23 protein-coding genes are annotated in these 25,649 nt (G+C 67.5%); 9 read left to right on the top strand and 14 right to left on the bottom strand.

All coding sequences use genetic code 11. From position 1 onward, the window contains the following. Nucleotides 1–277: 277 nt before the first annotated feature. Complete coding sequence (locus D0B54_RS10535) at nt 278–1,582, bottom strand: AarF/UbiB family protein (protein WP_240433593.1); 1,305 nt, start codon at nt 1,580–1,582, stop codon at nt 278–280. 96 nt (nt 1,583–1,678) lie between these two features. Between D0B54_RS10535 and D0B54_RS10530 the strand changes: the two genes are divergently transcribed. Further along, nucleotides 1,679–2,122, top strand: a complete 444-nt coding sequence (locus D0B54_RS10530) for a DUF6918 family protein (RefSeq protein ID WP_162932337.1) — start codon at nt 1,679–1,681, stop codon at nt 2,120–2,122. Nucleotides 2,123–2,128: 6 nt separating this feature from the next. On the opposite strand, the gene D0B54_RS10525 is transcribed toward D0B54_RS10530, so the two are convergent. From D0B54_RS10525 to D0B54_RS10495, 7 genes are all read right to left on the bottom strand, one after another. Further along, a complete protein-coding gene (locus D0B54_RS10525) occupies nt 2,129–4,666 on the bottom strand; it encodes a DUF1329 domain-containing protein (RefSeq protein WP_240433592.1) in 2,538 nt (845 codons plus the stop codon). After that, nucleotides 4,666–5,379 carry an energy transducer TonB gene (locus D0B54_RS10520; protein WP_117291284.1) on the bottom strand — a complete coding sequence of 238 codons (714 nt, stop codon included), beginning with the start codon at nt 5,377–5,379 and terminating at the stop codon, nt 4,666–4,668. The genes D0B54_RS10525 and D0B54_RS10520 overlap by 1 nt, the downstream gene beginning before the upstream one ends. A gap of 10 nt (nt 5,380–5,389) precedes the next feature. Then, the gene (locus D0B54_RS10515; RefSeq protein ID WP_117291283.1) at nt 5,390–5,800 is read right to left on the bottom strand and encodes an ExbD/TolR family protein; all 411 of its coding nucleotides are present in this window, start codon (nt 5,798–5,800) and stop codon (nt 5,390–5,392) included. Between the two features lie 136 nt (nt 5,801–5,936). After that, complete coding sequence (locus D0B54_RS10510) at nt 5,937–6,473, bottom strand: MotA/TolQ/ExbB proton channel family protein (protein WP_240433591.1); 537 nt, start codon at nt 6,471–6,473, stop codon at nt 5,937–5,939. Beyond that, complete coding sequence (locus D0B54_RS10505) at nt 6,466–7,821, bottom strand: MotA/TolQ/ExbB proton channel family protein (RefSeq protein WP_117291282.1); 1,356 nt, start codon at nt 7,819–7,821, stop codon at nt 6,466–6,468. The genes D0B54_RS10510 and D0B54_RS10505 overlap by 8 nt, the downstream gene beginning before the upstream one ends. Beyond that, a complete protein-coding gene (locus tag D0B54_RS10500; RefSeq protein ID WP_117291281.1) occupies nt 7,818–8,573 on the bottom strand; it encodes a DUF3450 domain-containing protein in 756 nt (251 codons plus the stop codon). Before D0B54_RS10500 ends, D0B54_RS10505 begins: the two co-directional genes overlap by 4 nt. Before the next feature lie 25 nt (nt 8,574–8,598). After that, complete coding sequence (locus tag D0B54_RS10495) at nt 8,599–9,396, bottom strand: alpha/beta fold hydrolase (protein WP_117291280.1); 798 nt, start codon at nt 9,394–9,396, stop codon at nt 8,599–8,601. A 91-nt stretch (nt 9,397–9,487) separates the two neighbouring features. Between D0B54_RS10495 and D0B54_RS10490 the strand changes: the two genes are divergently transcribed. Then, a complete protein-coding gene (locus D0B54_RS10490; RefSeq protein WP_117291279.1) occupies nt 9,488–9,859 on the top strand; it encodes a rhodanese-like domain-containing protein in 372 nt (123 codons plus the stop codon). Nucleotides 9,860–9,869: 10 nt separating this feature from the next. Next, a complete protein-coding gene (locus tag D0B54_RS10485) occupies nt 9,870–10,232 on the top strand; it encodes an MmcQ/YjbR family DNA-binding protein (protein WP_205527323.1) in 363 nt (120 codons plus the stop codon). A gap of 82 nt (nt 10,233–10,314) precedes the next feature. On the opposite strand, the gene epmA is transcribed toward D0B54_RS10485, so the two are convergent. Together epmA and efp are read right to left on the bottom strand one after the other, a co-directional pair. After that, nucleotides 10,315–11,271: an EF-P lysine aminoacylase EpmA gene (gene epmA, locus D0B54_RS10480; protein WP_117291277.1), complete on the bottom strand. Its 957-nt coding sequence runs from the start codon at nt 11,269–11,271 to the stop codon at nt 10,315–10,317. A gap of 54 nt (nt 11,272–11,325) precedes the next feature. Beyond that, on the bottom strand, nt 11,326–11,898 hold the full coding sequence (gene efp / locus D0B54_RS10475; protein WP_117291276.1) for an elongation factor P: 573 nt from the start codon (nt 11,896–11,898) through the stop codon (nt 11,326–11,328). Between the two features lie 73 nt (nt 11,899–11,971). On the opposite strand from efp, the gene epmB reads away from it, so the two are divergent. Together epmB and D0B54_RS10465 are read left to right on the top strand one after the other, a co-directional pair. Continuing rightward, nucleotides 11,972–12,985, top strand: coding sequence for an EF-P beta-lysylation protein EpmB (epmB, locus tag D0B54_RS10470; RefSeq protein ID WP_117291275.1), 1,014 nt, complete (start codon nt 11,972–11,974; stop codon nt 12,983–12,985). After that, entirely contained in the window at nt 12,970–15,087 is a 2,118-nt protein-coding gene (locus D0B54_RS10465) for an EAL domain-containing protein (RefSeq protein WP_117291274.1), read from the top strand. The genes epmB and D0B54_RS10465 overlap by 16 nt, the downstream gene beginning before the upstream one ends. Nucleotides 15,088–15,091: 4 nt before the next feature. Here the strand turns inward: D0B54_RS10465 and D0B54_RS10460 are convergent, their stop codons facing one another. From D0B54_RS10460 to parE, 4 genes are all read right to left on the bottom strand, one after another. Next, a complete protein-coding gene (locus tag D0B54_RS10460; protein ID WP_117291273.1) occupies nt 15,092–16,339 on the bottom strand; it encodes an MgtC/SapB family protein in 1,248 nt (415 codons plus the stop codon). 93 nt (nt 16,340–16,432) lie between these two features. Continuing rightward, nucleotides 16,433–17,311 carry a protease HtpX gene (gene htpX, locus D0B54_RS10455; protein WP_117291272.1) on the bottom strand — a complete coding sequence of 293 codons (879 nt, stop codon included), beginning with the start codon at nt 17,309–17,311 and terminating at the stop codon, nt 16,433–16,435. A gap of 86 nt (nt 17,312–17,397) precedes the next feature. Beyond that, on the bottom strand, nt 17,398–19,620 hold the full coding sequence (gene parC / locus D0B54_RS10450) for a DNA topoisomerase IV subunit A (protein WP_117291271.1): 2,223 nt from the start codon (nt 19,618–19,620) through the stop codon (nt 17,398–17,400). A 122-nt stretch (nt 19,621–19,742) separates the two neighbouring features. Continuing rightward, a complete protein-coding gene (gene parE / locus D0B54_RS10445) occupies nt 19,743–21,638 on the bottom strand; it encodes a DNA topoisomerase IV subunit B (protein WP_117291270.1) in 1,896 nt (631 codons plus the stop codon). A 97-nt stretch (nt 21,639–21,735) separates the two neighbouring features. Between parE and xseB the strand changes: the two genes are divergently transcribed. The 4 genes from xseB to D0B54_RS10425 all read left to right on the top strand — a co-directional run bounded on the left by xseB (nt 21,736) and on the right by D0B54_RS10425 (nt 25,648). Then, nucleotides 21,736–21,972, top strand: coding sequence for an exodeoxyribonuclease VII small subunit (xseB, locus tag D0B54_RS10440; RefSeq protein WP_117291269.1), 237 nt, complete (start codon nt 21,736–21,738; stop codon nt 21,970–21,972). Continuing rightward, nucleotides 21,969–22,865, top strand: coding sequence for a polyprenyl synthetase family protein (locus tag D0B54_RS10435; protein WP_117291268.1), 897 nt, complete (start codon nt 21,969–21,971; stop codon nt 22,863–22,865). Before xseB ends, D0B54_RS10435 begins: the two co-directional genes overlap by 4 nt. A 93-nt stretch (nt 22,866–22,958) precedes the next feature. Then, the gene (gene dxs / locus D0B54_RS10430) at nt 22,959–24,845 is read left to right on the top strand and encodes a 1-deoxy-D-xylulose-5-phosphate synthase (RefSeq protein ID WP_117291267.1); all 1,887 of its coding nucleotides are present in this window, start codon (nt 22,959–22,961) and stop codon (nt 24,843–24,845) included. Between the two features lie 239 nt (nt 24,846–25,084). Continuing rightward, entirely contained in the window at nt 25,085–25,648 is a 564-nt protein-coding gene (locus tag D0B54_RS10425) for a DNA-deoxyinosine glycosylase (protein ID WP_240433590.1), read from the top strand. Nucleotide 25,649: the final 1 nt, after the last annotated feature.

Below are 25,649 nucleotides of genomic sequence, written 5' to 3'. Positions count from 1 at the left end.
TTATTCGGATGGTTGCCCACCTGTCGGAGAACTTCGGCCCAGGGGCACCGAGCGCAAAGGATGCTAGCGCAAATCCCCATAGGCGCCAACAAGTTTCCGGCGAAACCACCAGGGATTTCATCGCACTGCAACAGGGGACTGAATGCGGCCTGAACAAGGGGCGGCGCCGGCTCCTGCCGGGCAGCCGGACGGCACGAAATGGCTCGGATGGCGGCGCCAGGCGAACCGCAAGGCCCCTGCCCCGCAGCCCATGCCCTGGCCAGCCCGCCCGCCGGCCTCAGCCCTCCCTGATGTACTCCAGCAGCATGTCGCGGGCGTTGAGTTCGCCGTGCAGGGTCGCCAGCATGATGAAGACACCGGCCAGGCGGCGGTGCAGGAACACGATCTCCCGAGGCGGCACCTTGAAATGCACCGACAGGGCGTTGGAAGCCGCCATGCGCCCGGCACGCAGCAGCAGGTCGCTCTTGCCCCAGAGGTACTCGCCGCGCTCGTTGCGCAGATGCGCGGGCATGCGGTCGGCGTCGCCGAAGGGTTCGACGATGGTCTCGCAGAGCTTGACGAAGGTCTCCAGCACCGACTTGGGGAACCCCGGCTTCATCAGGCCGATGTCGATGCCGCCGCGCAGCACCGTGGCGCTGTCGCGCTCGATGCCGCCGCGCACGATGTCGGCATAGCTCTCGACGAAGCCGCGCCCGAACACGCGGGTGGCGCCGAAGTCGATCAGCACGATGCGGTCCTGGCCGTCCGCGCCCGGGCGGATGCGGTAGTTCCCGAAATGCGGGTCGGACTGCACCATGTGCCAGCGGAAGAACTCCTTCAGGAACAGCTCCAGGAAGGCCCGCGACAGGCCATTGCGACGCTCCTGCGACAGCTCCTGCACCGCGGCGTCGCGGACATGGTGTCCATGCTCGAAGCTGGTGGTCAGCACACGGTCGCTGCTGTACTCGCCGAAGACGCGCGGCACCACGAAGCGCGGGTCGTCTGCGAGTTTTTCGGCGAAGGTCTGGGTGAAATGGCGCTCGGTTTCGTAATCCACCTCGCGGTGCAGCATTTCGCGCACCTCGTTGAACACCGGCTCCAGGTCCAGTCCCTTGGGCGCCAGCCGCGTCATCATCAGCAGCCGCGACAGGGTACGGATGTCACTTTCGATGGCGTCGGCCACGCCCGGGTACTGGATCTTGATCACCAGCTCCTGGCCGTCGCGCTTGCGCCGCGCCCGGTGCGCCTGGCCCAGCGAGGCCGCCGCCAGCGGGCGGTGGTCCACCTCCAGCTCGCGCAGGCGCTCGCGGCCGATGCCGCGCTCCAGCACCGGCAGCACCAGCTCCCAGTCCACCGGCGCGGTGTCGTCCTGCAGGCTGGACAGCACCGTCACCGCCTCTTCCGGCAGGAAGTACTGGCCGTAGAGCGACAGCATCTGCCCGGCCTTCATCACCGAGCCCTTGAGATTGCCCAGCTCGTCGGCCAGCACCTGCGCCTGGCGCTTGTAGAAAGCGCGATCGGCAGAGTCGCGCGCGGCCTCGTCGCGGAACATGTTGGCGACCGAATGGGCCACGATCTTGCTGCCGGCGCCCAGACCCAGCATGGTCAGCGCAAAGTTGCGTTCCAGCGGGCGGGTTTTCAGGGAAGAAATGCTACCCTTTCCGCCTTTCCTGTCTTCAGCCATCGAGAGTCCACACTGATGAAATCCTTGAGCGATATTCTATTGGCGCCCGAGAAGAAAGACGCGGCGGTAGCCGACCTGGCCAAGCTGCTGGAAGGCGCCCTCGCCCACCGCGGCGGCCTCACCGGCATGGCCCTGAAAACCGGCCTGGCGATGCTCAAGTCGGGCAAGCCCGATGTGATGCAGCGCGGCGCCGCCCGCATGTTGCCCGAATTCGCCGTCCAGTTGCAGCCGCTGTTCGAGCGTTTCCAGAAGGACGGCGGCGCCGACTTCACCGCTTTCCTGAAGAAGAACGCTGGCGAAACGGCGACCGTGCTGGCCCGCACCATCGACCAGCTGATGTCCACCAGCCAGAACGCCACCGCCAAGTCACTCTACGGCAAGTTCCGCGGCGGTGCCGACAAGGACATCGCCGCGATGGTGCCGGAGGTCGGCCGGCTGGTCCAGAAGTACCTGGCCTGAGGCCGGCTAGCGACCGTACTTGGCCTTGACCGCGGCCGGCAGGAACTCCGAGTCCCGCATCGTCAGTCCGTACTGCGGCGCCGGGTCGCGGTCGTTGAGGCGGTTGGCGAAGTAGCGGCCGTCCTTCAGGTCGAAGATGAACACCGGGGCAGTGTTGGCGAACTGCGCGTCGTAGAAGGCCAGCAGGTGGCCCTCCTGGAAGCGCCAGGGCTTGCCTTCGCGGTCGTAGTTCTCCACCAGCACCACGTTCCAGCTGTCCTCGTCGACGTAGAACACGCGCTTGCCGAAGGAGTGGCGCTTGCCCTGCCGCTCCACCGCCTCGATCACCCAGACGCGGTGCAGTTCGTAGCGCATGCGGTCCTGGCGCGGGTGGCCGGGGCGCAGCAGGTCGGCCATGGCGGTCTGGCCGTCGAGCAGGCGGTAGTCGTTGTACGGGACGTAGATCTCGCGCTTGCCGGTGAGCTTCCAGACGTAGCGGTCGAAGGCGCCGTTGTACATGTCCATCATGTCGACGAACATCAGGCCGTCGGCACCCGGGAACGGCTGGTCGTAGCCCACCGGCGGAATGCGGAACATCTTGTTGATCTTCGGCGGCAGCACCCAGATGTCGCGCGAGTCCTTCTCGGAATTCGCGGTCTCGTGCACCAGCACCAGGAAATCGGTGTCGTTGCGCGAACGGCCGAACCAGGTGAGGTAGTACAGCAGGATGTTGCTTTTCGACAGGTCGGACGGCGAGCGGACGTTGCCATAGCGGAACGACACGCGCTCCATCTGCTTGAGCGGCTGCTGGATCCTGCCGTCGGCCTGCACCACCGCCTGGGTCGACTGCAGGTCCACCGCGTCGCTGCGATAGCGCGTGCGGTGATTCCACATCACCTCCACGCCGGACTGCGGCCGCGGGAACGGGAAACCCAGGCGCGCGCCCTCCAGCGCATCGGACCCCAGCAGCTTGGCCTTGCCGACGTTGGCCTTGGTGGCGTCGTAGATCGCCTGCGGGTAGGCGACGCTGCGGCGCGTCGGGTACACCGGAATCCTGTAGGTGGAATAGCGCGCCAGCAGGGCCTGGTGGCTCGGCGTCAGGCGGTTGCGGTACTGCGCGACGTTGGCACCGGTGATCGTGAACAGCGGCTTGTCGGCGGCATAGGGATCGGCCAGGCGCTGGCCCGGTGTACCGCCGCGCGACAGGCCGCCGGTCCAGGCCGGGATCGTACCGTCGCCGCTGCCCGGCCGGTCGGCGCCGATCGGGGTGTAGGGATCGCCGCCGGTCTCGGCCAGCGTGACACTGGCCTCCTGTCCGGCCGACAGCCTGAAGCCCTCGCCGCTCATGCGGCCGCTGAGCTGGAAGCCGCCGTCGCCGCGCTGGCGCCGCTGCGCCGCCGCGGCCAGGGCCTGTTCGCGGGCCTGGCCCGATTCGAGGTAGCGCACCCATTCCGCCGCCAGCTTCTTGGCCGCGGCGAACTGTGCCGCATCGCGGAACGCCACCAGGGCGCCATCGACGTCGGCCTGCTGGTAGCGCGCCATGCCCAGCGCCAGCAGGGTGTTGCCGTCCTTGCCGCCGCGCTGCACGGCCTTGTACAGCGCATCCGCCGCCCCGGCGTACTCCTCGCGGTCCAGGCGCAGCTGGCCGAGCTGGCGGTACATCGCCGCATCGGGCTGCTGCTTCAGCGCTTCTTCCAGCGCGGCGATCGCCGGCGTCGCCTCGCGTGCCGCGATCCACAGGCCGCCCAGCAGCTTCCAGTTGGCGGCGTCGGGCTTGAGCAGGCCCTTCTTCATCCAGGACTGCAGCAGCGACCCCGCCTCGAACGGCGCGCCGACCTGGGCGGTGAGCTGCACCAGGCGCAGGCGGTCCTCGGCCTTTTCCAGGAAGCCCATGCGGTTGGCGATCTCCATCACCGCCTGCGCGCGTTCCTTGCTGCCGTGCCTGATCGTCAGTGCCGCCAGCCGCAGCCAGTCCTCGCGCTGGCTCGGGTCACGCTTGAGCAGCGCCTCCAGCAACGGCAATGCCTCCTTCTCCTGCCCTGCCCCGAACAGCGCCGCGACCAGCGCGCGCTGCCAGCTCGGATCGGGATTCTTCACGCCCGCCAGGCCCTTCTGCAGCAGCGGCACCGCCTCGCGGTAGCGCTTCTGCTCGGCGTAGGCAGCGCCCAGCGCCACCAGCGTCTCGGGCGCGGCATTGCCGGCCTTCACCTGCGCCTCGAGTTGCGGCAGCACGCGCTTGAAGTCGCCGCCGGCCAGATACAGCTGCGACAGGTCGCGCCGCATCTGTTCGGCAGCGATGCCCGAGATGGACTTCTGCGCCAGTGCCTGCTCCAGGTACCTGGAGGCCTGCGCGTAGTCCTTCTTCGCCACCGCCTGCGCCGCCAGCTCGCGCAGCAGCAAGGCCTTGGCATAGGGATCGGTGGTGACCTGCAGCTGCTGCTGCGTGCTCTTCTGCGGCGCCTGCTGCGGCACGCTGTCGAGTTCCTTGACCTCGCTGCGGTACTGGTCGGCACGAGCGGCGCCAACCATCAGCAGGGTCGCGAGGATGAGAAGTCGAACTCTCATCATTGCTGCCAGTTGTAGATGCAGTCTTCGGGGTCCATCGGCACGCGCTGTTTCACCATGCGTGCCTTGCCCGTGGACTGGTAGATCCAGTTGCCGACGCTCTCGATCGCGGCGGCCTCGAACACCCCGCGAGGATCGGCGTCGATCAGCTTCACATCCGCGGTGCGGCCATTGGGCATCACCGTGAACACCACCTCGACCCAGCCGCGGATGCCCTGCTTGCAGGCCCACTCCGGCATCTGCGGGCGCGCGGTGGACAGCGGGACCAGCGTCTTGCCCTGGAAGCCCTCGCCCTTGCCGAAACCGCCGCCGGCGCCGCTGCCATTGCCGGAGCCGCTGCCGCGCCCGGCGAAACCGCCGAACAGGCCGCTGCCGTTGAGGCTGGAACCGCCGAGCCCGAGGCTGGAGGTGTTGATCGCCGGAATCTTGATCGGCCCCGCATCCACCGGCGCGCTGGCCGGCAGGCTCATCGTCGGCAGGTCCGGCCGCGCCAGCGAAGGCGGGGCCGAGGGCGGCGGTGGTGGCTCGTCGGCAGCGGCCGCAGCGGCCTCCTCCGGCGAAGCTTCATCGGGCACGACCTCGACCATCTCCACCGACTCGATGACCTGCGAGGGAGCGGGAGCGTGATCGGAGGGCTGGATCATCCACTGCATCAGCCAGAACAGGCCGAGCACGATCAGCAGACCCAGCAGCAACGAGGCGGGAAGGCGCATGCGTTCGTTCTCAGCGCATCGGCTGCGCCGCGACGGAAACGTCCTTCACCCCGGCCAGGCGCGCCTGGTCCATCGCCTCCACCATCAGGCCGGCGCGGGCATCCTTGTCGGCCTGGATGATGACGCCGGCCTGCGGGTTGGCGGCGCGCATGCGGCCGATCACGGCGCGCAGCGTGCGGATGTCGACGCGCTGCTTGTCGATCCACACCTCGCCCTTGGGCGAGATCGCCACGATGATGTTGTTGCGTTCCTCGCGCACCGCGGTCTGCGCCGTCGGCCGGTTGATGTGGATGCCGGCCTCGGTCACGAAGGTGTTGGTGATGATGAAGAAGATCAACAGGTTCAGGACGAAGTCGAGCATCGGCGCCAGGTCGATGCCATGGCTGTCCTCGGCGGGCTGGGTATGGCGGCTGAACCTCATGCTCGCGTCCCTTCAAAGATGCGAAGAAACCGTAGCGAGCGGCCCGAGGTTGCGGCAAGGAGCGGAGACGTACTGAAGTACGGCGAGCACCGGAGACGCCAAGACACCGAGCCTGCGTTTAGGTTTATTCGCATCTTTAGTACTCCAGGGCGTCGGCGAACAGTTCCGTTTCGACCATGCTCAGGGTCTGGAACCGCCCGACGAAGAAGATGCCGCTCAGGCTCACGGCCAGGCCGGCCAGCGTCGCGACCATGGCGTGGGAGACGCCGTCGGACATGGTGCGTGCATCGGCATAGCCCAGCGCCGACATGCCGTCGAAGACCTCGAGCATGCCGGTGACCGTGCCGAGCAGGCCCAGCAGCGGCGCCAGCGGCACGATCACGCGAATCAGCGGCAGGCTGCCGACCAGGCGCACGTTGATGCGCGAGATCATCATCCGGCGGATCTGCCGCGCATGCCAGGACTTGTGCTCCGGGCGCGCCTTCCAGGTCTGCGTCAGTGTCTCGCGCTCCTTGCGGTAGGCATAGCGCAGGTACCACCAGCGCTCGACGATCAGCGTCCACATCACCAGGCCGGCGATGAAGATCCAGGGGAGGACCCAACCGCCTGACTCGACGAACGTGTCAATCGATTCGAAGGGCGCCAGCAGTCCGTACCAGAACTGCTCAAGCACGCGCCTTCTCCAGGCGCTCGGCCAGCAGGCCGGTGGCCTGCTCGTCGAGAATCTGCGTGATCACGCGCGAGCGCGCCGCCAGCAGGCTGTTGATGAACAGCAGCGGCACCGCGATGCCCAGGCCCAGCACCGTGGCGATCATGGCCTGCGAAATGCCTTCGGCCATCATGCGCGGATCACCGGCACCCTGTTCGGTGATGACCTGGAAGGTGATGATCATGCCGACCACGGTGCCGATCAGCCCCAGCAGCGGGCCGGCCGCTACGGCCAGGCGCAGGAAAGCCTGGAAGCGCTCCAGTTTCGGCACCTCGCGCAGCACGGCTTCCGACAGGCGCAGCTCGATCACCTCGGCGTCCTCGGCAGCGGTGTTCGGATCGCCCTTGAAGGTGGCGAGCACGCGACCCAGCGGATTGTCCTGCGAAGGCTGGGCGACATTGTCCAGCTGGCGCCGCACCGCGCGGTCCGTGCGCAGCAGCCAGGCCAGCTGCCAGATCGCCAGCACCGCACCGACCAGGCCCACGGCGATGATGACGTAGCCCACCGCGCCGCCCTGCTCGATGCGCTCGCCCAGCGACGGCCGCAGCGCTTCCTGCGCCAGCAGCGTGCCGCCGGTGGGATCGATCAGGATCGGCGCGGTCGCTTCGTCGCGGTCTGCAAACTTGCGCGCCAGGCTGCGGAAACCGCGCTCCGGCTGATGCAGCAGTTCCAGCAGCTGATTGCCGCCCGGCTGCGGCACCAGGTAGTCGCCGTCGCGGAACGCCGTGAAGGCGCCGACACGGATCACTTCCTCCTTCGTGCTGCTGCCCTGCGTGTCCACCACCTCGCCCTGGAAGCGCGCGACGCGGCCGTTCTCCGTCATCTCCTGCTGCAGCACGAACCACAGCTTCTCGATGTCGGCCTGGCCGGGCATGGCATCGTCGGCGCTCAGCGCATCGAGGACGGCCAGGCGCTCCGGGAACTGCGTGCTCAGCGGTGAGTCGCCGGCATGGCTGCGGAAGTCTGCCGCCGCCTGGCGCACGGTGGCGGCGACCTGGGTGTAGTCGCCGGCGCGGGTCTTGAACTGCTCCTTGAGCTCCGCGATCTGCTTCTGGTTGGCCTCGTAGCGCGCGCGGATGGCGTCGGAGCGCGCCTTGACCGAGGCATGCTCGGCCTCGGCCTTCTGCAGCATCTCGGCCTGGGCGCTGCGGTCACGCAGGAAGCGCGCCTCGCGCTCCTGGTTGAGCTTGGCGCTGGCGGCGCCGTCCTGGCGGATGCGGTTGAGCAGGTCGTCCATGCCCTTGGCCTGGGTCTGGGCCAGGGCGATGCCCGGCAGCAGGGCCAGGGCACACAGCAGCTTGCGGGCGCTCATCGGCCGGTCTCCACGCGGGCCACCGGCATCGGCAGCGTCAGCAGGTCCGGCGCCGCCTTGCCATGCGACATCTTCAGCGCCAGGCGCAGGTCCTTTGCATAGCGGCGCGCCAGCGGTTCCCATTTCTTTGCCGCCGGGCTCCAGCTCCAGACCTCCTCGCCGTCGAGCGCCACCGCGAACATCGCGGTACGCCCGACGCTCAGGACCTCGACCAGGCGCTCGTCCACCCGCCCGCGCTCGTTGAGCAGCGAACGGCCATAGCCGGCCTCGACCTGGTAGGCCTCCAGCACCATGCGGAACTTCTCGGCGGTGGCGGTCTCGCTGTCGGTCATCTTGCGGCGCAGTTCGGCCAGGCGCTCGCGCCGCTCGTCCTGCAGGAACGGCAGGTCCAGGGCGACGAACTTCTCCAGCGAGTCGATCATGCGCAGCATCAGCGGCATCATGTCGCCGCCGGCGCGGTCCAGCTCCGCCAGCTGTCGCTGCAGGTTCTGCTTCTCGGCTTCCTGCGCCGCCAGCAGCGGCTCGATCTGGTTGGCGTAGACACGCAGCTGCTGCGCCTGCCAGGTGGCGGCGCGGTAGCGCTCCAGCATCGCGCGGGTCTGGTCGTCGGCCTCGTTGACGCGCTGCTGGGAAGCGGCGCTGGCCTTGTTGGTCTGCACGGTGGCATCGATCGCCCGCGACACCGGGTCGGTCTGTGCCGCTGCGGTCAAAGCCAGCATCGCGGCGCTCGCCGCAAGCAAAATCTTCTTCATTGCATTCCTTGAATTGGAATTCGAATCAGCGCGGCGCCTGCTGCCCGCGCGCGGCCCGCTGTTCCAGCGGGCGCAGCCAGCCACAGATGCCGTGGATCATCTCCTCGGTTTCGTCATCGTCGATCACCCAGTGGCCCCGCTCCGGGTAATGACGATGCGTCGCCTGCGGATACAAGGCCGCCACCTTGCGCACCGCGAATGCGGGCGTCAGGCGGTCGGCACCACAGCTCACTACATATACAGGACAACGGACCGCTGCCGCATCCACCGCGGAAGCCTTGGCCCAATCGGCCCACCACAGGCCGATTTCATACGCGACCCGGCCGGACTCGTGCACCATCCGTTCGTAGCAGGTTTTCTGGCGATCGGGCGAAAGACCGTTGTAGGCATAGGCCGCCGCCGCCTCGCGGCTGAACTTGTGCGGACGCCGCCAGAAACCCCAGCGGCCCAGCACCCGGGCGTATGGAGCAAGATTGGCCAGGCCGGCGGCATTGATGCCCCGGGGCGCGGCCGGCGTCAGAAGCACCACGGCGAACACCGGGATGCGCGCCGCCAGCTGCTGCGCCAGCAGGCCGCCCATGGAGTGGCCGACCAGGATCGGCGGCGTCGGGAACTGCTGATCGCGGATGTACCGCTCGAGGTAATCCAGATAATCCTTGAGGCTGCGCTCGCCCACCCGCAAGGGCTGGTCGGCCGTCGGCTCGTGCGCCGGCAGGGTCGGCACATGGCAGCGGTAGCCGCGCGGCTCCATCAACTCGCGCACGCGCGCCCAATCCGCGCCGGTGCACCACATGCCGTGGATCAGCACGACGGGTGCATTCATGATTCCTTTTCCTGCAAGACGCCTTCCTCCGGGCCCTCTGTCAGCGTAATCTAGCACGTGAAAATTCGATAGAAATTAAGAGGATTCGCTCATGGCCTCCGGTCACTCCCCCGCCTTTCTCGCCCTGGTCACCGAGGCCCGCTCGCGTGTCCGCGAGGTGAACGCCCGGGAGATGCCGCGCATCCTCTCGGAGCAGCCCGAGGCCCGTCTCATCGACGTGCGCGAGGAAAGCGAGTTCGCGGCCGGGCACGTCGAGAACGCGGAATGGATCGGCAAGGGCGTGATCGAGCGCGACATCGAGGGCAAGTACCCCGACAAGAAGAAGCCTTTGTACCTCTACTGCGGCAGCGGCTTCCGCTCGGTGATCGCGGCCGACAACCTGCAGAAGATGGGTTACAGCCAGGTGTACTCGGTGGATGGCGGCTGGCGCGATCTCAAGGACCTGCTGCCGGTCGAGGCCTGAGCCCGGCCCCGTGGGCTACACCCGCGCCCAGATGGAGCGCGCCTGCGGCAAATGGCCCGGCGTGACCATCGAGATCAAGTGGGAGACCAACCTGGTCTTCTCGGTCGGCGCGAAAATGTTCGCGATATTCAATCTGGGCCAGGACGGCTACGGGCGCATCGGGTTCAAGGTCGACGACGACCTGTTCCTGCCGCTGACCGAGCAGCCCGGCATCATGCCGGCGCCCTATCTTGCACGGGCGCGCTGGGTGCGGGTCTTCGAGACGAAGCGCTACCCGCCGAAGTGGTTCGAGGCGCGGCTGCGGCGGGCTTATGAACTGGTGGCGGCAAAGCTGACGAAGAAGGCGCGGCGGGAGTTGGACATTGAATTGTAGGAGCGGCTGTTAGCCGCGAACGCCGGTGATCATGATGACCACCGCTCGCGGCTAACAGCCGCTCCTACATCCGCCTACTGAATCAGGCCCGGCCGCTGTCGAAAGCCAGCACGTCCGCCAGCGTCGCCTTGCCCAGCAGCAACATCAGCAAGCGATCCAGCCCCAGCGCAACCCCCGCGCACTCCGGCAGCCCCTGCGCCAGCGCCTCGATCAGGTGCCGGTCGTAGGGCGGCACCTCCCGCCCCTGCCCAAGCCGCCACTGCTGCTCGGCCTCGAAGCGCTGCCGCTGCTCGGCGGCATCGCCCAGTTCGTGGAAGCCATTGGCCAACTCCACGCCGCGCCAGAACAGCTCAAAGCGCTCGGCCACCGGCGGATCGTCGCGGCGGATGCGTGACAGTGCCGCCTGCGAGGCCGGGAAGTCGTAGAGAAAGCAGGGCGTCTCCAGGCCCAGCCGCGGCCCGACGGCCAGCGACATGGCCACGTCCAGCCAGACGTCCCGGTCGTCGCCGCCGATGTCGCCGGCGTCGTGACCCGCTCCCTGCAGCGCCTCCCGGACTTCCCGCACCCCGGCAACGAAGGGGTCCAGGCCCAGATGGCGGCCGAAGGCCTGCCGATAGCTCAATCGCTCCATGCCGCCGGCCAGCGGCCGGCCCAGCGCCGCGGCCAGTTCCGCGACCAGGGCCTCGACCTCGCCCATCAGGGCATGGTGGTCATGGCCCGGCCGGTACCACTCCAGCATCGTGAACTCGGGGTTGTGGTGGCGCCCGGACTCCTCGCGGCGGAACACGCGGCAGACCTGCCAGATCGGCCCGCTGCCGGCGCAGAGCAGGCGCTTCATGGCGAATTCCGGCGAGGTGTGCAGCCAGCGGCCGTCCGCGGTGCGGAAGCTGTCGATGTGCCGGTCCACCGTGGCGTGGGCCGACAGCAGCGGCGTTTCCACCTCCAGCACGCCGCGCGCGGCAAAGAACGCGCGCAGGGCCGCCAGCAGCGCCGCACGGGCGCGCACGGTGGGCAGGTCGGCGGAGGGGTTCCAGTTCATGGGGCAGAAAGCATAAAGCCGCCCGGAGGCGGCTTCATGGAAGCGCAGGCCGGCTTACTTGCCGGTGGCGCGGTTCAGGTACTCGCCGGTGCGGGTGTCGACCTTGATCCTCTCGCCCTCGGTGATGAACAGCGGCACTTTGACGATGGCGCCGGTCTCCAGCTTGGCCGGCTTGGTGCCGCCGGTGGCGGTATCGCCGCGCAGGCCCGGATCGGTCTCGGTGACGGTCAGCTCGACCGTGTTCGGCGCGTACACCACCAGCGGAACCTCGTTCCACAGCGTGATGCGCACGGTTTCCTCGCCCTTGAGCCACTGCGCAGCCTCGGCCATCGCGGTCTTGCCGGCCTGGATCTGCTCGAAGCTCTTCGGGTCCATGAAGGTCCAGAATTCGCCGTCGTTGTACAGGTACTGCATGTCCATGTCCTCGACGTCGGCGGACTCGATGGTGTCGCCCGACTTCAAGGTCTTTTCCAGCACGCGGCCGGTCTTGAGATTGCGGATCTTGAGGGTGTTGGTCGCCTGGCCCTTGCCCGGCTTGCGGTACTCGTTGTCGATGACCGAGTACGGGTCCCCATCGATGAGGAGCTTGGTACCGGACTTCATTTCATTGGTGCTGACGGTCGCCATGAGCTCGACTCTGATCCAGGAAAATTGAAAGGTTGGTTGCCGCCCCGTGACCGGGGGGTGAAAATGGCGGCGAATGATAACTCCCCGTCCCGATACCCGCCAGCAGGCGCCGCAGTGGCAGCACGCCCTGCGCGAGGCCTTCACCCGCCCGGCGGACCTGCTGGACTACCTGCAGATCGACCCCGCCCTGCCCGCCCTGGCGCTGGACCGGCTGCGGGACTTCCCCCTGCGGGTGCCGCGCGGCTTTGCCGCCCGCATGCGCAAGGGCGACCCGGCCGACCCCCTGTTCCTGCAGGTCTGGCCGCGCCCGCAGGAGTCCGAGCAGGTGGCCGGTTTCGGCCTGGATGCGGTCGGCGACCTGCACAAGACCCGCGACGGCGGGGTGATCCACAAGTACCAGGGCCGCGCCCTGCTGATCACCACGGGCGCCTGCGCGGTGCATTGCCGCTACTGTTTCCGCCGGCATTTCCCCTATTCCGACCAGCTGGCTGCGCGCGAGCAATGGCGCGAGGCCCTGCAGACCCTGGCGGGCGACCCGAGCATCGAGGAAGTGATCCTGTCCGGCGGCGATCCCCTGTCCCTGTCCGACGACAAGCTGGCCAGCCTGTCCGAGGCGCTGGAGCAGATTCCCCACCTGCGCCGCCTGCGCATCCACACGCGCCAGCCGATCGTATTGCCGGAGCGGGTGGATGAACGGTTGTTGCAATGGCTGGGCCGCGGCCGCCTGCAGAAGGTGATCGTGCTGCATGTCAATCACCCGCAGGAACTGGACGCCAGCGTCGAACGCGCGCTGCGGCCCTTGCGCGAGTTACAGATCCCTTTGCTGAACCAGGCGGTTTTGCTTCGCGGAATCAACGATTCAGCGCAGACTCTTAGAAACCTGTCTGAAAAGTTGTTTGCCTGCGGGATACTGCCCTACTATCTGCACATGGTGGACCGCGTTCAAGGCGCGGCGCACTTCGAGGTTGATGTGGAGGCGGCACGGCGGCTGGCCAGTGAACTGGTCGCTCTCGTGCCGGGGTACCTAATGCCGCGATTGGCGCGAGAAGACGCCGGCGCAGCCTCAAAGACATGGATCGCATGGTAGCGAACCCGCCAAGCCAGAAGACCGCCCAGCTGACCACGGCCGCAGCAGACAATGCCGTGGTCCTGGTCGTCAGCGAATCCGAGAACGTTGCCAAGCGCATCGAGAGCCACCTGCGCAATGCCGGCCACCCGGTGCGATGCGCTTGGGTCGCCGACATCGAGGAACTCGAGGACGTGCTGCGCCGCGGCGCACCCGACATCCTGCTCGGCGCCGAGGGCCTGCCGCGCGCGCCGCTGAAGGAAGTGGTGGAAATCTCCGCCCGCCTCTGCCCCGACCTGCCGGTGCTGCTGCTGAGCACGCGCTTCGGCGCCGAGGAAGTGCTCGCCGCGCATGCTGCCGGCGCCCGCGACCTGGTGGCCTACGAAGACCTGCGCGACCTCAAGCACCTGGAGTTCGTGCTGCAGCGCGAGTTCGCCAGCCACCGCCACCTGCGTGCGCTGCGCACCGTGCGCTCGCGTCTCGACGATTTCGAGTCCCGCCACAAGCAACTGCTGGCGGGCACCAACGACGCCGTGGTCCATATCCAGGAAGGCATCGTCTCGCACACCAACCCGGCCTTCGCCACCCTGCTCGGCTACGGGCAGACCGAAGAACTGCTGGAAATGCCCTTGATGGACCTGGTCTGCCCCGACCAGCAGCTCAAGGTCAAGGAGCACATGAAGCTCCTGAACAAGGGCAAGGCCGAAGGCAAGCCGCTGGAGTGCTGCCTGCTCAAGCAGGACGGCGGCAAGGTTCACATTACCGCGCAGCTGACCCGCGGCAACGTCGACGGCGAGAACTTCGTCGAGATGCTGATCCGCGCCGAGGCCGCAGCCCAGCCGGCCGCCGCGGCCGGCGGCGGTGGCGAAGCCCCCTCCGGGCGCCTGGCCTTCTTCGACGCACTGACCGCCGCGATCAACGGCGTCAGCCAGCAGAAGATGCCGCGCGCCGCCCTGCTGATCGCGGTCGACGACTTCGCCGGCCTGGAAGAACGCATCGGCCTGCACGATGCCGAAGAAGCCGTGCTGATGCTGGACGAATGGATTCATGCGCGCCTGTCGCCGCAGGACCAGGCGTTCCGCTTCTCCACCGGTGAACTGGCGGCGATCGTGCACCGCCCCAGCGCGACGGAGTTCGAGCAGTTCGGCGACATGCTGGTGAAGGAAGTGGTCAAGCAGGTGTTCAACACCACCGGCCATGAAGCCCACCTGACACTGAGCATCGCCGCCTACCCCCTGTCCGGCGGCGAGCAGGTCCCCACCGTGGCCAGCGAGATCGTGCGCGAGGCGCGCAAGCTCGCGGTGCGCGGCGGCGGCAAGCAATTCATCAACCTCGGCCCCACCGCCAAGAATGCCCAGGGCGAGCGCGAAGAGGCCCGGCGCGCCTCGCAGATCAAGCGTGCAATCGAGGAAAACCGCCTCAAGCTGGCCTACCAGTCGATCGCCAGCCTCGAAGGCGACACGCGCCAGCACTTCGACGTGCTGGTGCGCATGATCGACGAAACCGGCAAGGAGCAGCACGCCGCCGAGTTCATCGCCGTCGCCGAGAAGTTCGGGATGATGCGCACCATCGACCGCTGGGTCGTGGCGCGGGCGCTGAAGGTGCTGGCCAAGCGCGAAAGCTCCTCGGAGGCCTCCAGCCTGTTCGTGAAGATTTCAGAGGAATCGCTGAAGGACGCCGAGGGCTACATCGCCTGGCTGCAGGAACAGCTCAAGCAGCGGCCGCTGAAGCCCGAGGAACTGGTGTTCGAATTCCAGGAACTGACGCTGCAGAACCACATCCGCAAGGCCAAGGTGCTGCACAAGGCCCTGCGCGACCTCGGCGGCTACATCGCCATCGAGCATTTCGGCATCGGCTCCAACTCCGCGCAGCTGATGGAGCACGTGCCGCCGCAGTTCGTGAAGTTCCACCCGTCGTTCACGCACCAGTTCCACGACAAGGAAATGCACAAGAAGATGACGACGCTGATGGAAACCGCGCGCCAGGCCGGCGTGAAGACCATCGTCTCCCATGTCGAGGACGCCAATGTCATGGCGCGCCTGTGGCAGATGGGCGTCAACTACATCCAGGGCTTCCACGTGCAGGAGCCCGAGGTCGTCCTGCTCTCGGCGGACGTCCGGTAGCCCGCTAGAACAACAGCAGGCCCAGCAGCAGAGCAGCCAGCATGGCGCCGAACTCCGGCGCCAGTTTTTTTGCGGCGCCGACTCCCGCGATGCTCCAGACCACCCCGAACTTGAACAGCAGGTTCGCGGCGTAGGCCAGCACGATCACCCGCAGCACCACCACCGCATCGACGCTGCCGCGGCCGAACAGGTTGAGCGTCGACAGGCTGATCGCATCCACGTCGGTCAGGCCCGACAGGGCGGCCGCAAGATAAACCCCGCCGACGCCGGCGATGTCGTTGAGCCAGGCCACTGCCAGCAGCACCACGGCGTAGAACGCGGCGAAGGTCAGCGCGATACGCATCTCGCTGGGATTCCTCATCTCCAGTTCCGGTGCCTGGCCGCCGCCGAGGCGACGCCAGCCGCGCCAGGTCAGCACCAGTCCCGCGGCGGCGCCGAGCCCCAGCACCGGCAGCAGCTCCGGCAGCACCGTGGGTGCCACCACCGCCGCCAGCACCGCCAGGCGCAGCAGCACGACCAGGTTGGCCAGCAGGATCACGAACAATGCCACCGGCTGCAGCGCGGCCTGTGCCTTGATGTGACGCGAGAAGGCCAGCGTGGTGGCAGTGCTCGACACCAGGCCCCCGAGGATGCCGAGCAACGGCGTGCCCTTCTCCTGGCCGACGATGCGCAGCACCGCGTAGGACACCAGGCCCAGGCCCGAGATCAGCACCACCACCAGCCAGATCCGGTAGGGATTGAGCACGGCGTAGGGACCGTAGTCGCGATCCGGCAGCACCGGCAGCACGATGAAGGTCACGATCGCGAACTGCAGGAAGGACGTCAGGTCCTGCGGCGACAGCCGGCGGATCACGCCGTGCAGTTCCGTCTTGAAGTACAGCAGCGTGGTCGCCACCAGGGCCAGCGCCACCGCCAGGTGGGCATGCTCATACCAGGCCAGCACGCCGAGCCCGAAGCACAGCAGCAGCGCGACGGTGGTCGTGGTGGCCGGATCGTCCTCGTCGTCCTTGGCGCGCGGGGCGAAGACCATCATCAGCGCCAGGCCCAGCAGCAGCGCCGGGATCAGCAAGGCCGACCCGCTGGCCTCGGTCAGCAGGCCCGCCAGCGCGCCGACCAGGCCGGTAAGACCGAAGGTGCGCACGCCGGCCCGCGCACCGGGCTTGCGCTCGCGCTCCAGCCCCATCAGCAGGCCAATGCCCAGGCTGATCAGGAAGACCGGTACCGCCCGCAGTTCCTGGTCGGACAATTCCATGCCCGCAGCCTGTCGCCCGCCGGGACGGGCGTCAAGACATGCAAAACGAAAGAAGCGGCCCGAAGGCCGCCTCTTTCACCGCCGGGAATCCGCTCAGGCCGCCTGCAGGGCCGCGATGCGCTCTTCGATCGGCGGATGCGTCATGAACAGCTTCTTGACGGCCCCACTCATGAACCGCTTCTTGGCCCCGCCAACGATGCCAAAGGCGGAGACCTGTTCCGGCAGCGTGGACTGGCCGTTGGCACCGCCCAGGCGCTGCAGCGCGGCGATCATCTTGCGCTTGCCGGCCAGGTGGGCGCTGCCGGCGTCGGCGCGGAATTCGCGCTGGCGGCTGAACCAGCAGACGATCATCGTCGCCGCGATGCCGAAGACGACTTCCAGCACGAGCACGGTGATCATGTAGCCGGCGCCACGACCGTTCTGGCCGCGGTCCAGGAAGCCGCCGATCAGGCGCGCCAGGAACATCACGAAGGTGTTGACCACGCCCTGGATCAGGGTGAGCGTCACCATGTCGCCATTGGCGATATGGCTGACCTCATGCGCCAGCACGGCCTCGACCTCGTCCTGCTGCATGCCGCGCAGCAGGCCGGTGGACACGGCCACCAGGGCCTTGTTGCGGTTCATGCCGGTGGCGAAGGCATTCGGCTCCGGCGCCTCGTAGACCGCGACTTCCGGCATGCCGATGCCGGCGGCGCGCGCCTGGCGCTCCACCGTCTGCAGCAGCCACATCTCGGCCGAGTTGCGCGGCTGGGTGATCACCTGCGCGCCGGTCGATCGCTTCGCCAGCCACTTCGACATGGCCAGGGAAATGAAGGCGCCACCGAAGCCGAAGACGGCGCAGAAGCCCAGCACCGATCCCACGTTCTGACCGTTGGCAGCCAGGCGGCTGTCCAGGCCAAACACCATGATCACCACCCACAATACCGCCATGACCGCAAAATTGGTCATCAAAAACAAGCCGATGCGTTTCATGTTCCCCGTGCTTCCAAAATGTGGCTAGGTCTCTTCTGAGGGCTTTGGACCGCAAATTCAAGCCCCGGGTTCCTGGCGGGAGGCTATTACCCGGCCTGCATCGAGTCCACGCGCTGGAAGCCACGCGGCAGGTGGCCGCCACGGCTGGCGCGGGCGCCGACGTAGTTTTCCAGGTCGGAGGGCTTGAGCGTCAGCGTGCGCTTGCCGCAGACCAGGGTCAGCGGGGAGCCGGCCGGCAGCACGCAGCTGGCCAGGATGCGGTCCTCGCCCTTGAGCGTCACCAGCTTGTTGCCCTTGCCCTTGGCCAGTTCCGGCAGTTCCGACAGCGGGAACACCAGCAGGCGGCCTTCGGCCGTGGCCAGCGCGTAGCGGTCCTTGGCCGGGTCGCCGACGCGGCTGGGCGGCATCAGCGTGGCCTTGTCGCTGACGTTGACCACGGCCTTGCCGGCCTTGAGGCGCGATTCCAGGTCACCCAGCTTGGCGATAAAGCCGTAGCCCTCGTCGCTGCCCAGCACCAGCTTCTCGCTGCCGTCGCCCATCAGCAGGCCGAGGATGCGGCCGCCGTCCTGCAGGTCCAGGCGCGTGGTCACCGGCTCGCCCTGCGAGCGGGCCGAGGGCAGCTCGCGCGGGTTCAGCGTGTAGCTGCGTCCCTTGTGGTCCAGCAGCACCAGCAGCTGGTTGGTCTTGCCCTGCACCGCCAGGCTGAACTCGTCGCCCGACTTGTAGCTCAGCGACAGCGGATCGATCTCGTGGCCCTTGCCGGCGCGGACCCAGCCGGCCTTGGACAGCACCACCGTGATCGGCTCGGCCGGGATGATCTCGGCGGCTTCCAGCGCGGAGGCCGGCGGCTTGGCGTTGATCGGGCAGCGGCGCTCGTCGCCGTACTTCTTGGCGTCTTCCTTGAGCTCGTCGCCGATCAGCTTGCGCATCTGGTCGTCGTTGCCGAGCAGTTCTTCGAGCCTGGCGCGTTCCGCTGCCAGCTCGGACTGCTCGCCGGTGATCTTCATCTCCTCGATCTTCTGCAGGTGACGCAGCTTGAGGTCGAGGATGTAGTCCGCCTGGATTTCGCTGAGACCGAAGGCCAGCATCAGCTTGGCCTTGGGATCGTCCGCGGTGCGGATGATGTGGATCACCTCGTCGATGTTGAGGTAGGCGACCAACAGGCCTTCGAGCAGATGCAGGCGCTCGTTGACCTTGTTCAGGCGGTGGTTGAGCCGCTTGGTGACGGTGGCGAAGCGGTACTCCAGCCACTCGGTCAGGATGTCCTTGAGGTTCTTGACCTTGGGCCGGCCGTCCAGGCCGATCATGTTGAGGTTGACGCGATAGCTGCGCTCGAGGTCCGTGGTCGCGAACAGATGCGCCATCAGTTGCTCGGCATCGACGCGGTTGGAGCGCGGCACGATCACCAGGCGCGTCGGGTTCTCGTGGTCCGACTCGTCGCGCAGGTCTTCCACCAGCGGCAGCTTCTTGGCGCGCATCTGGTCGGCGATCTGTTCCAGCACCTTGGCCGGAGAGACCTGGAACGGCAGGTGCGTGACGATGATGCTGCCGTCGTCCTCGCGCTCCCAGCGCCCGCGCGCACGGATCTGGCCGTTGCCGGTCTGGTAGATCTTCAGCAGGTCGTGCGGCTCGGAAACGATCTCGCAGGAGGTCGGGAAATCCGGGCCGGGCACGAACTCGCAGAGCTTCTCGATGTGCGCGTTGGGGTGCTTGAGCAAATGCAGGCAGGCCGCCACCAGTTCACGGATGTTGTGCGGCGGAATGTCCGTGGCCATGCCCACCGCGATGCCGGTGGTGCCGTTGACCAGGATGTTCGGCAGGCGCGCCGGCAGCAGCTTGGGCTCCTGCAGCGTGCCGTCGAAGTTCGGCGCCCAGTCGACCGTGCCCTGCTCCAGCTCGGCCAGCAGCGTCGCCGCGTACGGCGTCAAGCGCGACTCGGTGTAGCGCATCGCGGCGAAGGACTTCGGATCGTCCGGGGAGCCCCAGTTGCCCTGCCCGTCCACCAGCGGATAGCGGTAGTTGAAGGGCTGCGCCATCGTCACCATCGCTTCGTAGCAGGCGGAGTCGCCATGCGGATGGAACTTGCCGATGACGTCGCCCACGGTGCGGGCGGACTTCTTGTGCTTCTGGCCGGCGGACAGGCCCAGCTCGCTCATCGCGTAGATGATGCGGCGCTGCACCGGCTTGAGGCCGTCGGCGATGTTCGGCAGTGCGCGGTCCAGCACCACGTACATCGAGTAGTCGAGGTAGGCCTTCTCCGCGAAGATACGCAGCGGCAGGCGTTCGGTTTCGGTAATTTCGTTGGTCATGAGACTTAAAGATTATGCAGTCCGCAAATGAACGCGAATGAACGCAAATACCCCAGCGATACAGGGTTCTTATTCGGGTTTTTATTCGCGTTCATTTGCGTTAATTTGCGGACCGATGGGTTTCAGGTTTCCGCGCGGTTGCCTTCGCGCTCCAGCCAGTCCTTGCGGTCACCGGCGCGCTTCTTGGCCAGCAGCATGTCGACGATCTGCTCGGCAGGAGTGTCGTCGAGCGTCAGCTGCACCAGGCGGCGCGTATCCGGCGACATGGTCGTCTCGCGCAACTGCAGCGGATTCATTTCGCCCAGGCCCTTGAAGCGCGTGACCTGGATCTTGGACTTGTTGCCCTCAGCACTGAGGCGGTCCATCACACCCTGCTTCTCGCTTTCGTCCAGCGCGTAGAACACCTGCTTGCCGGCGTCGATGCGGAACAGCGGCGGCATCGCGATATAGATATGCCCGGCTTCCACCAGCGGCTTGTAGTGCTTGAGGAACAGCGCGCACAGCAGCGTGGCGATGTGCAGTCCGTCGGAGTCGGCGTCGGCCAGCACGCAGACCTTGCCGTAGCGCAGGCCGCTGATGTCGGTCGCGCCCGGATCGACGCCGATGGCGACGCTGATGTTGTGGATTTCGTCGGAGCCCAGGGCCTCGTTGGCGTCCACTTCCCAGGTGTTCAGGATCTTGCCGCGCAGCGGCATGATCGCCTGGAATTCGCGGTCGCGCGCCTGCTTGGCGGAGCCGCCGGCGGAGTCGCCTTCCACCAGGAACAGCTCGGTGCGGCCGAGATCGGTCTGCACGCAGTCGGCCAGCTTGCCGGGCAGCGCCGGGCCGCTGGTGATCTTCTTGCGCACCACCTGCTTGGACAGCTTCAGGCGCGCGTTGGCGTTGGCGATGACCAGCGCCGCGATCTGTTCGCCCTGCTCCGGGTGCTGGTTCAGCCACAGGCTGAAGGAATCGTGCACCACGCCGGAGACGAAGGCCGCGGTTTCGCGCGAGGACAGGCGCTCCTTGGTCTGGCCGGCGAACTGCGGGTCCTGCATCTTCACGCTGAGCACGTAGGCGCAGCCCTGCCAGACGTCTTCCGGCGTCAGCTTGAGGCCGCGCGGCAGCAGGCTGCGGAATTCGCAGAACTCGCGCACCGCCTCTGTCAGGCCGGTGCGCAGGCCGTTGACGTGGGTGCCGCCCTGCGCGGTCGGGATCAGGTTGACGTAGCTCTCGGCCACCGGCTCGCTGCGGCCGCCTTCCTGGTTGAGCCAGACCAGCGCCCACTCGGCTTCTTCCCGCGTCGCCTTGAAACTGCCGATGAAAGGCTCGGCCGGCAGCGTCTCGGCGCCCTGCAGCGAGTCCTTCAGGTAATCCGGCAGGCCGTTCTCGTACTGCCAGACCTGCTTCTCGCCGCTGGCACGGTCCTCCAGCGACACGCGCAGGTTGGGACACAGCACGGCCTTGGCGCGCAGCACCTGCTTCAGGCGCGGCAGCGAGAACTTGGGGCTGTCGAAATACTTGGGGTCGGCCCAGAAGTGCACCGTGGTGCCGGTGCGGTTCTTCGCCACCGTACCGATTTCCTTCAGCGGCCTGGAACGCTCGCCGTCGCGGAACTCGATCGAGTACTCGACTCCACCGCGGCAGACGCGCACCTCCAGCTTGGTCGACAGCGCGTTGACCACGCTGACGCCGACGCCATGCAGGCCGCCGGAGAACTGGTACTGCTTGTTGGAGAACTTGGCGCCCGAGTGCAGCTTGGTCAGGATCAGCTCGACGCCGGTGACCTTGTGCACCGGGTGGATGTCCACCGGCATGCCGCGGCCGTCGTCGGACACCTCCAGCGAGCCATCCTCGTGGAGGATCACGCCGAGATTGCGGCAATGGCCGGCCAGCGCCTCGTCGACCGCGTTGTCGATGACTTCCTGCGCCAGGTGGTTGGGGCGGGTGGTGTCGGTGTACATGCCCGGGCGCTTGCGCACGGGGTCGAGGCCCTGCAGCACCTCGATGGCTTCTGCGGAGTAGTCTTTGGCAGCCATGTCGTCTGGAATCTGGGAAGCGGCGGAAGCTAACGGATGCCTGCCGGGGATTCAACCTCGCTACAATACCGGACTGATAACTCAATACTTTAGGTACATGGCCAAGCCCTCCAGCCCGCAGCCCGAAGCCCCCGCCGATCCCGTCAGCCAGTTCGAGGACGCGATGCGCGAGCTGGAGGAGATCGTCCAGCGCATGGAGCGCGGCGACCTGCGCCTGGAGGAGTCGCTGCAGCTGTTCGAGCGCGGCATGGCCCTGAGCAAGACCTGCCGCGGCTCGCTGGACGGTGCCGAGCTGCGCGTGCGCAAGCTGCTGGAACCGGACGCCGACGCGTGAACGGCGCTTCCTTCGCCGAACGCGTCCCGGCCTACCAGGAACGCCTGCGCCGCAGCTTCGACCGCTGGCTGCCCCAGGAAACCCAGTACCCGGCCCGCCTGCATGCCGCGATGCGCTATGCCAGCGACGGCGGCAAGCGCCTGCGCCCCCTGCTGGTCTACGCCGCCGGCGAGGTGCTGGGCCTGCCGCCCACCGCCCTGGACACCCCGGCCTGCGCCGCGGAGCTGATCCACGCCTACTCGCTGGTCCACGACGACCTGCCGGCGATGGACGACGACGACCTGCGCCGCGGCCGACCCACCGTTCACAAGGCCTACGACGAGGCCACCGCGATCCTGGTCGGCGACGGCCTGCAGGCCCTGGCCTTCTTCGTGCTGGCCCACGACCATGGCTCCGGCCTGGACCCGCTGCAGCGCCTGAAGATGATCGAGGTGCTGGGCGATGCCGCCGGCTCCCGCGGCATGGTCGGCGGCCAGGCGGTGGACCTGGAGTCCGAGGGCAAGGAGCTGAGCCTGCCCGAGCTGGAAGCCCTGCACATCCACAAGACCGGCGCCATGATCCGCGCCTGCCTGCTGATGGCCTGCTACGCCAAGTCGCCGCTGGACAGCGCCCACCTCTATGCCCTGGACCGCTACGGCAAGTGCCTGGGCCTGGCCTTCCAGATCCAGGACGACATCCTCGACATCGAGGGCAACGCCGCCACGCTGGGCAAGACCGCCGGCAAGGACGAGGCGGCCCACAAGTCCACCTACCCGGCCGTCATGGGCCTGCCGGCCGCGCGCGAGCGCGCCGAGGAGCTGTTCGACATCGCCCGTGCCGCCATCAACGTCTTTGGCCCGGAGGCCGAGCCGCTGATCTGGCTGGCCAATCACATCCAGGGGCGCAAGCGCTAGCCTGAAGCGGCGGGTTTGCTGCATTGCAGCAAGAAACGCATAATTGCACGGCGATTGCACCAATGTGGCGCACCTAGGGTTCATAATTCCGACATGGTCGAAATTCCCGGTTACACCTTGCTGGGCCGCGTGAACACGCCGGCGGATCTGCGTCGCCTGCCGCTCTCCGAGCTGCCTCACCTGGCGGTGGAGATGCGGCGTTACCTGATCGAAACGCTGGGCCGCATCGGCGGGCACTTCGCCGCCAACCTCGGCACCGTGGAACTGACGCTGGCGCTGCACTACGCCTTCGAGACGCCGCGCGACCGCCTGGTCTGGGACGTGGGCCATCAGGCCTACCCGCACAAGATGATCACCGGCCGCCGCGCGCGCCTGGAGACGATCCGCCGCCTCAACGGCCTGATGCCGTTCTGCCACCGCGGCGAAAGCGAGTACGACACCTTCGGCGTGGGCCACTCCTCCACCTCGATCTCCGCTGCCGCCGGCATGGCCGCCGCGGCGCGCATCAAGGGCGAGAAGCGCCGTGCGGTCGCCATCATCGGCGACGGCGGCATGACCGGCGGCATGGCCTTCGAGGCCCTGAACCACGCCGGCCATATCGGCCTGGACATGCTGGTGGTCTACAACGACAACGACATGTCGATCTCCGAGAACGTCGGCGCCCTGCGCAACCACTCGGCAAGGCTGGTGAACAAGCTCGGCCTCGCCGCCCCGCACGGCAACCGCCTGACCACGGACGACGACGAGCACAACGAGGCGCACCTGGAGAATCCCGGCGCGCTGTTCGAGACGCTGGGCTTCAGCTACCACGGCCCCATCGACGGCCACGACCTCGACGCCCTGCTCGCCGCCTTCGAGCGCCTGAAGGACGCCAGGGGCCCGCAGCTGCTGCACGTGCTGACGGTCAAGGGCAAGGGCTTCGACCCGGCCGAGGCCGACCCGATCAAGTACCACGGCGTCACCCAGTTCGACCCCGTGACCGGCGCCTTCCCGGCCAAGAAGCCGGGCGGCAAGCCGGCCTACACCCAGGTCTTCGGCGACTGGCTCTGCGAGGCCGCGGCGCGTGACCCCAAGGTGGTCGGCATCACCCCGGCGATGCGCGAAGGCTCCGGCCTGGTGGAGTTCTCCCAGCGCTTCCCGGAGCGCTACTTCGACGCCGGCATCGCCGAGCAGCATGCCGTGACGCTGGCCGCCGGCATGGCCGCCGAAGGCCTCAAGCCGGTCTGCGCGATCTACTCCACCTTCCTGCAGCGCGGCTACGACCAGCTGATCCACGACGTCGCGATCCAGAACCTGCCGGTGGTGTTCGCGGTGGACCGCGGCGGGCTGGTGGGCGCCGACGGCGCCACCCACCACGGCGCCTTCGACCTGTCCTACCTGCGCTGCATCCCCAACATGGTGGTGATGGCGCCCTCGGACGAGAACGAGTGCCGCCGCATGCTCGCCACCGGCCTGTCGCTGAGCCAGCCCTCGGCGGTGCGCTACCCGCGCGGCAACGGCCTGGGCGTGGAGATCGACGAGGAGCCGCGCCCGCTGACCCTGGGCAAGGGCCGCATCGTGCGCGAAGCCATCGGCCGCCGCCGCCCGCGCGTCGCCATCCTGGCCTTCGGCGCGATGGTGCAGCCGGCGCTGGAAGCGGCCGACATGCTCGACGCCGTGGTTGCCGACATGCGCTTCGTCAAGCCGCTGGACGCCGAACTGGTGCTGCAGCTGGCCCAGGAAAACGACCTGCTGGTGACCCTCGAGGACAATGCCCGCGCGGGCGGCGCCGGCAGCGGCGTCAACGAACTGCTGGCCCAGCACCACCAGCTGGTGCCGGTGTTCAACCTCGGCCTGCCCGACCAGTTCATCGAGCACGGCAGCCGCGAGGAACTGATGTCCCAGATCGGGCTGGACGGCCCGGGCATCCTGCGCAGCATCCAGAAGCGCCTGCGCAGCAAGGACCTGGACGAGCCCCTGGTCAAGCGGGTCCAGAGCTGAACCCCGGCGCGCAAGCCAAGAGGGCTTGAGCATGTCGAACGAGGGCTGAGCACATCCTGACACCCGTCAAATTTCCCATTTCCGGGGATACCCCATCCGGGGGAAGATAGGACTGACCAGCCTGCGGACGACCGCTGGGCCGGTCAGTACCGGGCTCTCGTCCCCCGGCGGGCTACGGTGTGAAAGCGGGCTGCTATAAGCAAACCGTTGAAACCGATCCTGACGGGGCCCCGACAACCATGCTGTTCCAGACTTTCGATGAGCAGAATGCGCCGAGCGCCTATCCGACGATCGCCATGAGCATGGTGCAAAGCTTTGCGCCGGTCGCCGACGAGCGTTCCACGATCCTGATCCTGGGCTCCATGCCTGGAGCGGCATCGCTGCGCGAGGAGCAGTACTACGCCCACCCGCGCAACCAGTTCTGGTGGCTGATGGGCGAGCTGATCGGTGCCGGCCCAGACCTGCCCTATGCCCGTCGCATGGCGCTGCTGCGACAGCACGGCATCGCGATGTGGGATGTGCTGGCGCGCTGCGAGCGCCCCGGCAGCCTGGATTCCAGCATCGTCGAGGAATCGATCGTCGCCAACGACTTCGGCCTGTTCTACCGCCGCCATCCGAAAATCTGGCGCGTGTTCTTCAACGGCAGCAAGGCGCAGAGCAGCTACCAGCAGTACGTCATGCCCCTGCTGGACGTCAGCGACGCCCATATCGAATACCAGCGCCTGCCCTCCACCAGCCCGGCGCATGCCAGCCGGCCGGCGGCGGACAAGCTCGAAGCCTGGCGCGCGGTGATCGGCAAGTAGT

It is taken from the genome of Solimonas sp. K1W22B-7, assembly GCF_003428335.1.
In the GTDB taxonomy this organism is placed as follows: domain Bacteria; phylum Pseudomonadota; class Gammaproteobacteria; order Nevskiales; family Nevskiaceae; genus Solimonas_A.
The sequence above is the reverse complement of the archived record's forward strand: the minus strand, read 5'-3'. Positions and strand labels throughout refer to the sequence as shown.

What these genes read in the sequence shown, in the direction of transcription:
- D0B54_RS10535 (WP_240433593.1), bottom strand. Translation starts at nt 1,582, where the DNA reads ATGCTGGGTCTGGGCGCCGGCAGCAAGATCGTGGCCCATTCGGTCGCC.
- D0B54_RS10530 (WP_162932337.1), top strand. Translation starts at nt 1,679, where the DNA reads ATGAAATCCTTGAGCGATATTCTATTGGCGCCCGAGAAGAAAGACGCG.
- D0B54_RS10525 (WP_240433592.1), bottom strand. Translation starts at nt 4,666, where the DNA reads ATGAGAGTTCGACTTCTCATCCTCGCGACCCTGCTGATGGTTGGCGCC.
- D0B54_RS10520 (WP_117291284.1), bottom strand. Translation starts at nt 5,379, where the DNA reads ATGCGCCTTCCCGCCTCGTTGCTGCTGGGTCTGCTGATCGTGCTCGGC.
- D0B54_RS10515 (WP_117291283.1), bottom strand. Translation starts at nt 5,800, where the DNA reads ATGAGGTTCAGCCGCCATACCCAGCCCGCCGAGGACAGCCATGGCATC.
- D0B54_RS10505 (WP_117291282.1), bottom strand. Translation starts at nt 7,821, where the DNA reads ATGAGCGCCCGCAAGCTGCTGTGTGCCCTGGCCCTGCTGCCGGGCATC.
- D0B54_RS10500 (WP_117291281.1), bottom strand. Translation starts at nt 8,573, where the DNA reads ATGAAGAAGATTTTGCTTGCGGCGAGCGCCGCGATGCTGGCTTTGACC.
- D0B54_RS10495 (WP_117291280.1), bottom strand. Translation starts at nt 9,396, where the DNA reads ATGAATGCACCCGTCGTGCTGATCCACGGCATGTGGTGCACCGGCGCG.
- D0B54_RS10490 (WP_117291279.1), top strand. Translation starts at nt 9,488, where the DNA reads ATGGCCTCCGGTCACTCCCCCGCCTTTCTCGCCCTGGTCACCGAGGCC.
- epmA (WP_117291277.1), bottom strand. Translation starts at nt 11,271, where the DNA reads ATGAACTGGAACCCCTCCGCCGACCTGCCCACCGTGCGCGCCCGTGCG.
- efp (WP_117291276.1), bottom strand. Translation starts at nt 11,898, where the DNA reads ATGGCGACCGTCAGCACCAATGAAATGAAGTCCGGTACCAAGCTCCTC.
- epmB (WP_117291275.1), top strand. Translation starts at nt 11,972, where the DNA reads ATGATAACTCCCCGTCCCGATACCCGCCAGCAGGCGCCGCAGTGGCAG.
- D0B54_RS10465 (WP_117291274.1), top strand. Translation starts at nt 12,970, where the DNA reads ATGGATCGCATGGTAGCGAACCCGCCAAGCCAGAAGACCGCCCAGCTG.
- D0B54_RS10460 (WP_117291273.1), bottom strand. Translation starts at nt 16,339, where the DNA reads ATGGAATTGTCCGACCAGGAACTGCGGGCGGTACCGGTCTTCCTGATC.
- htpX (WP_117291272.1), bottom strand. Translation starts at nt 17,311, where the DNA reads ATGAAACGCATCGGCTTGTTTTTGATGACCAATTTTGCGGTCATGGCG.
- parC (WP_117291271.1), bottom strand. Translation starts at nt 19,620, where the DNA reads ATGACCAACGAAATTACCGAAACCGAACGCCTGCCGCTGCGTATCTTC.
- parE (WP_117291270.1), bottom strand. Translation starts at nt 21,638, where the DNA reads ATGGCTGCCAAAGACTACTCCGCAGAAGCCATCGAGGTGCTGCAGGGC.
- xseB (WP_117291269.1), top strand. Translation starts at nt 21,736, where the DNA reads ATGGCCAAGCCCTCCAGCCCGCAGCCCGAAGCCCCCGCCGATCCCGTC.
- dxs (WP_117291267.1), top strand. Translation starts at nt 22,959, where the DNA reads ATGGTCGAAATTCCCGGTTACACCTTGCTGGGCCGCGTGAACACGCCG.
- D0B54_RS10425 (WP_240433590.1), top strand. Translation starts at nt 25,085, where the DNA reads ATGCTGTTCCAGACTTTCGATGAGCAGAATGCGCCGAGCGCCTATCCG.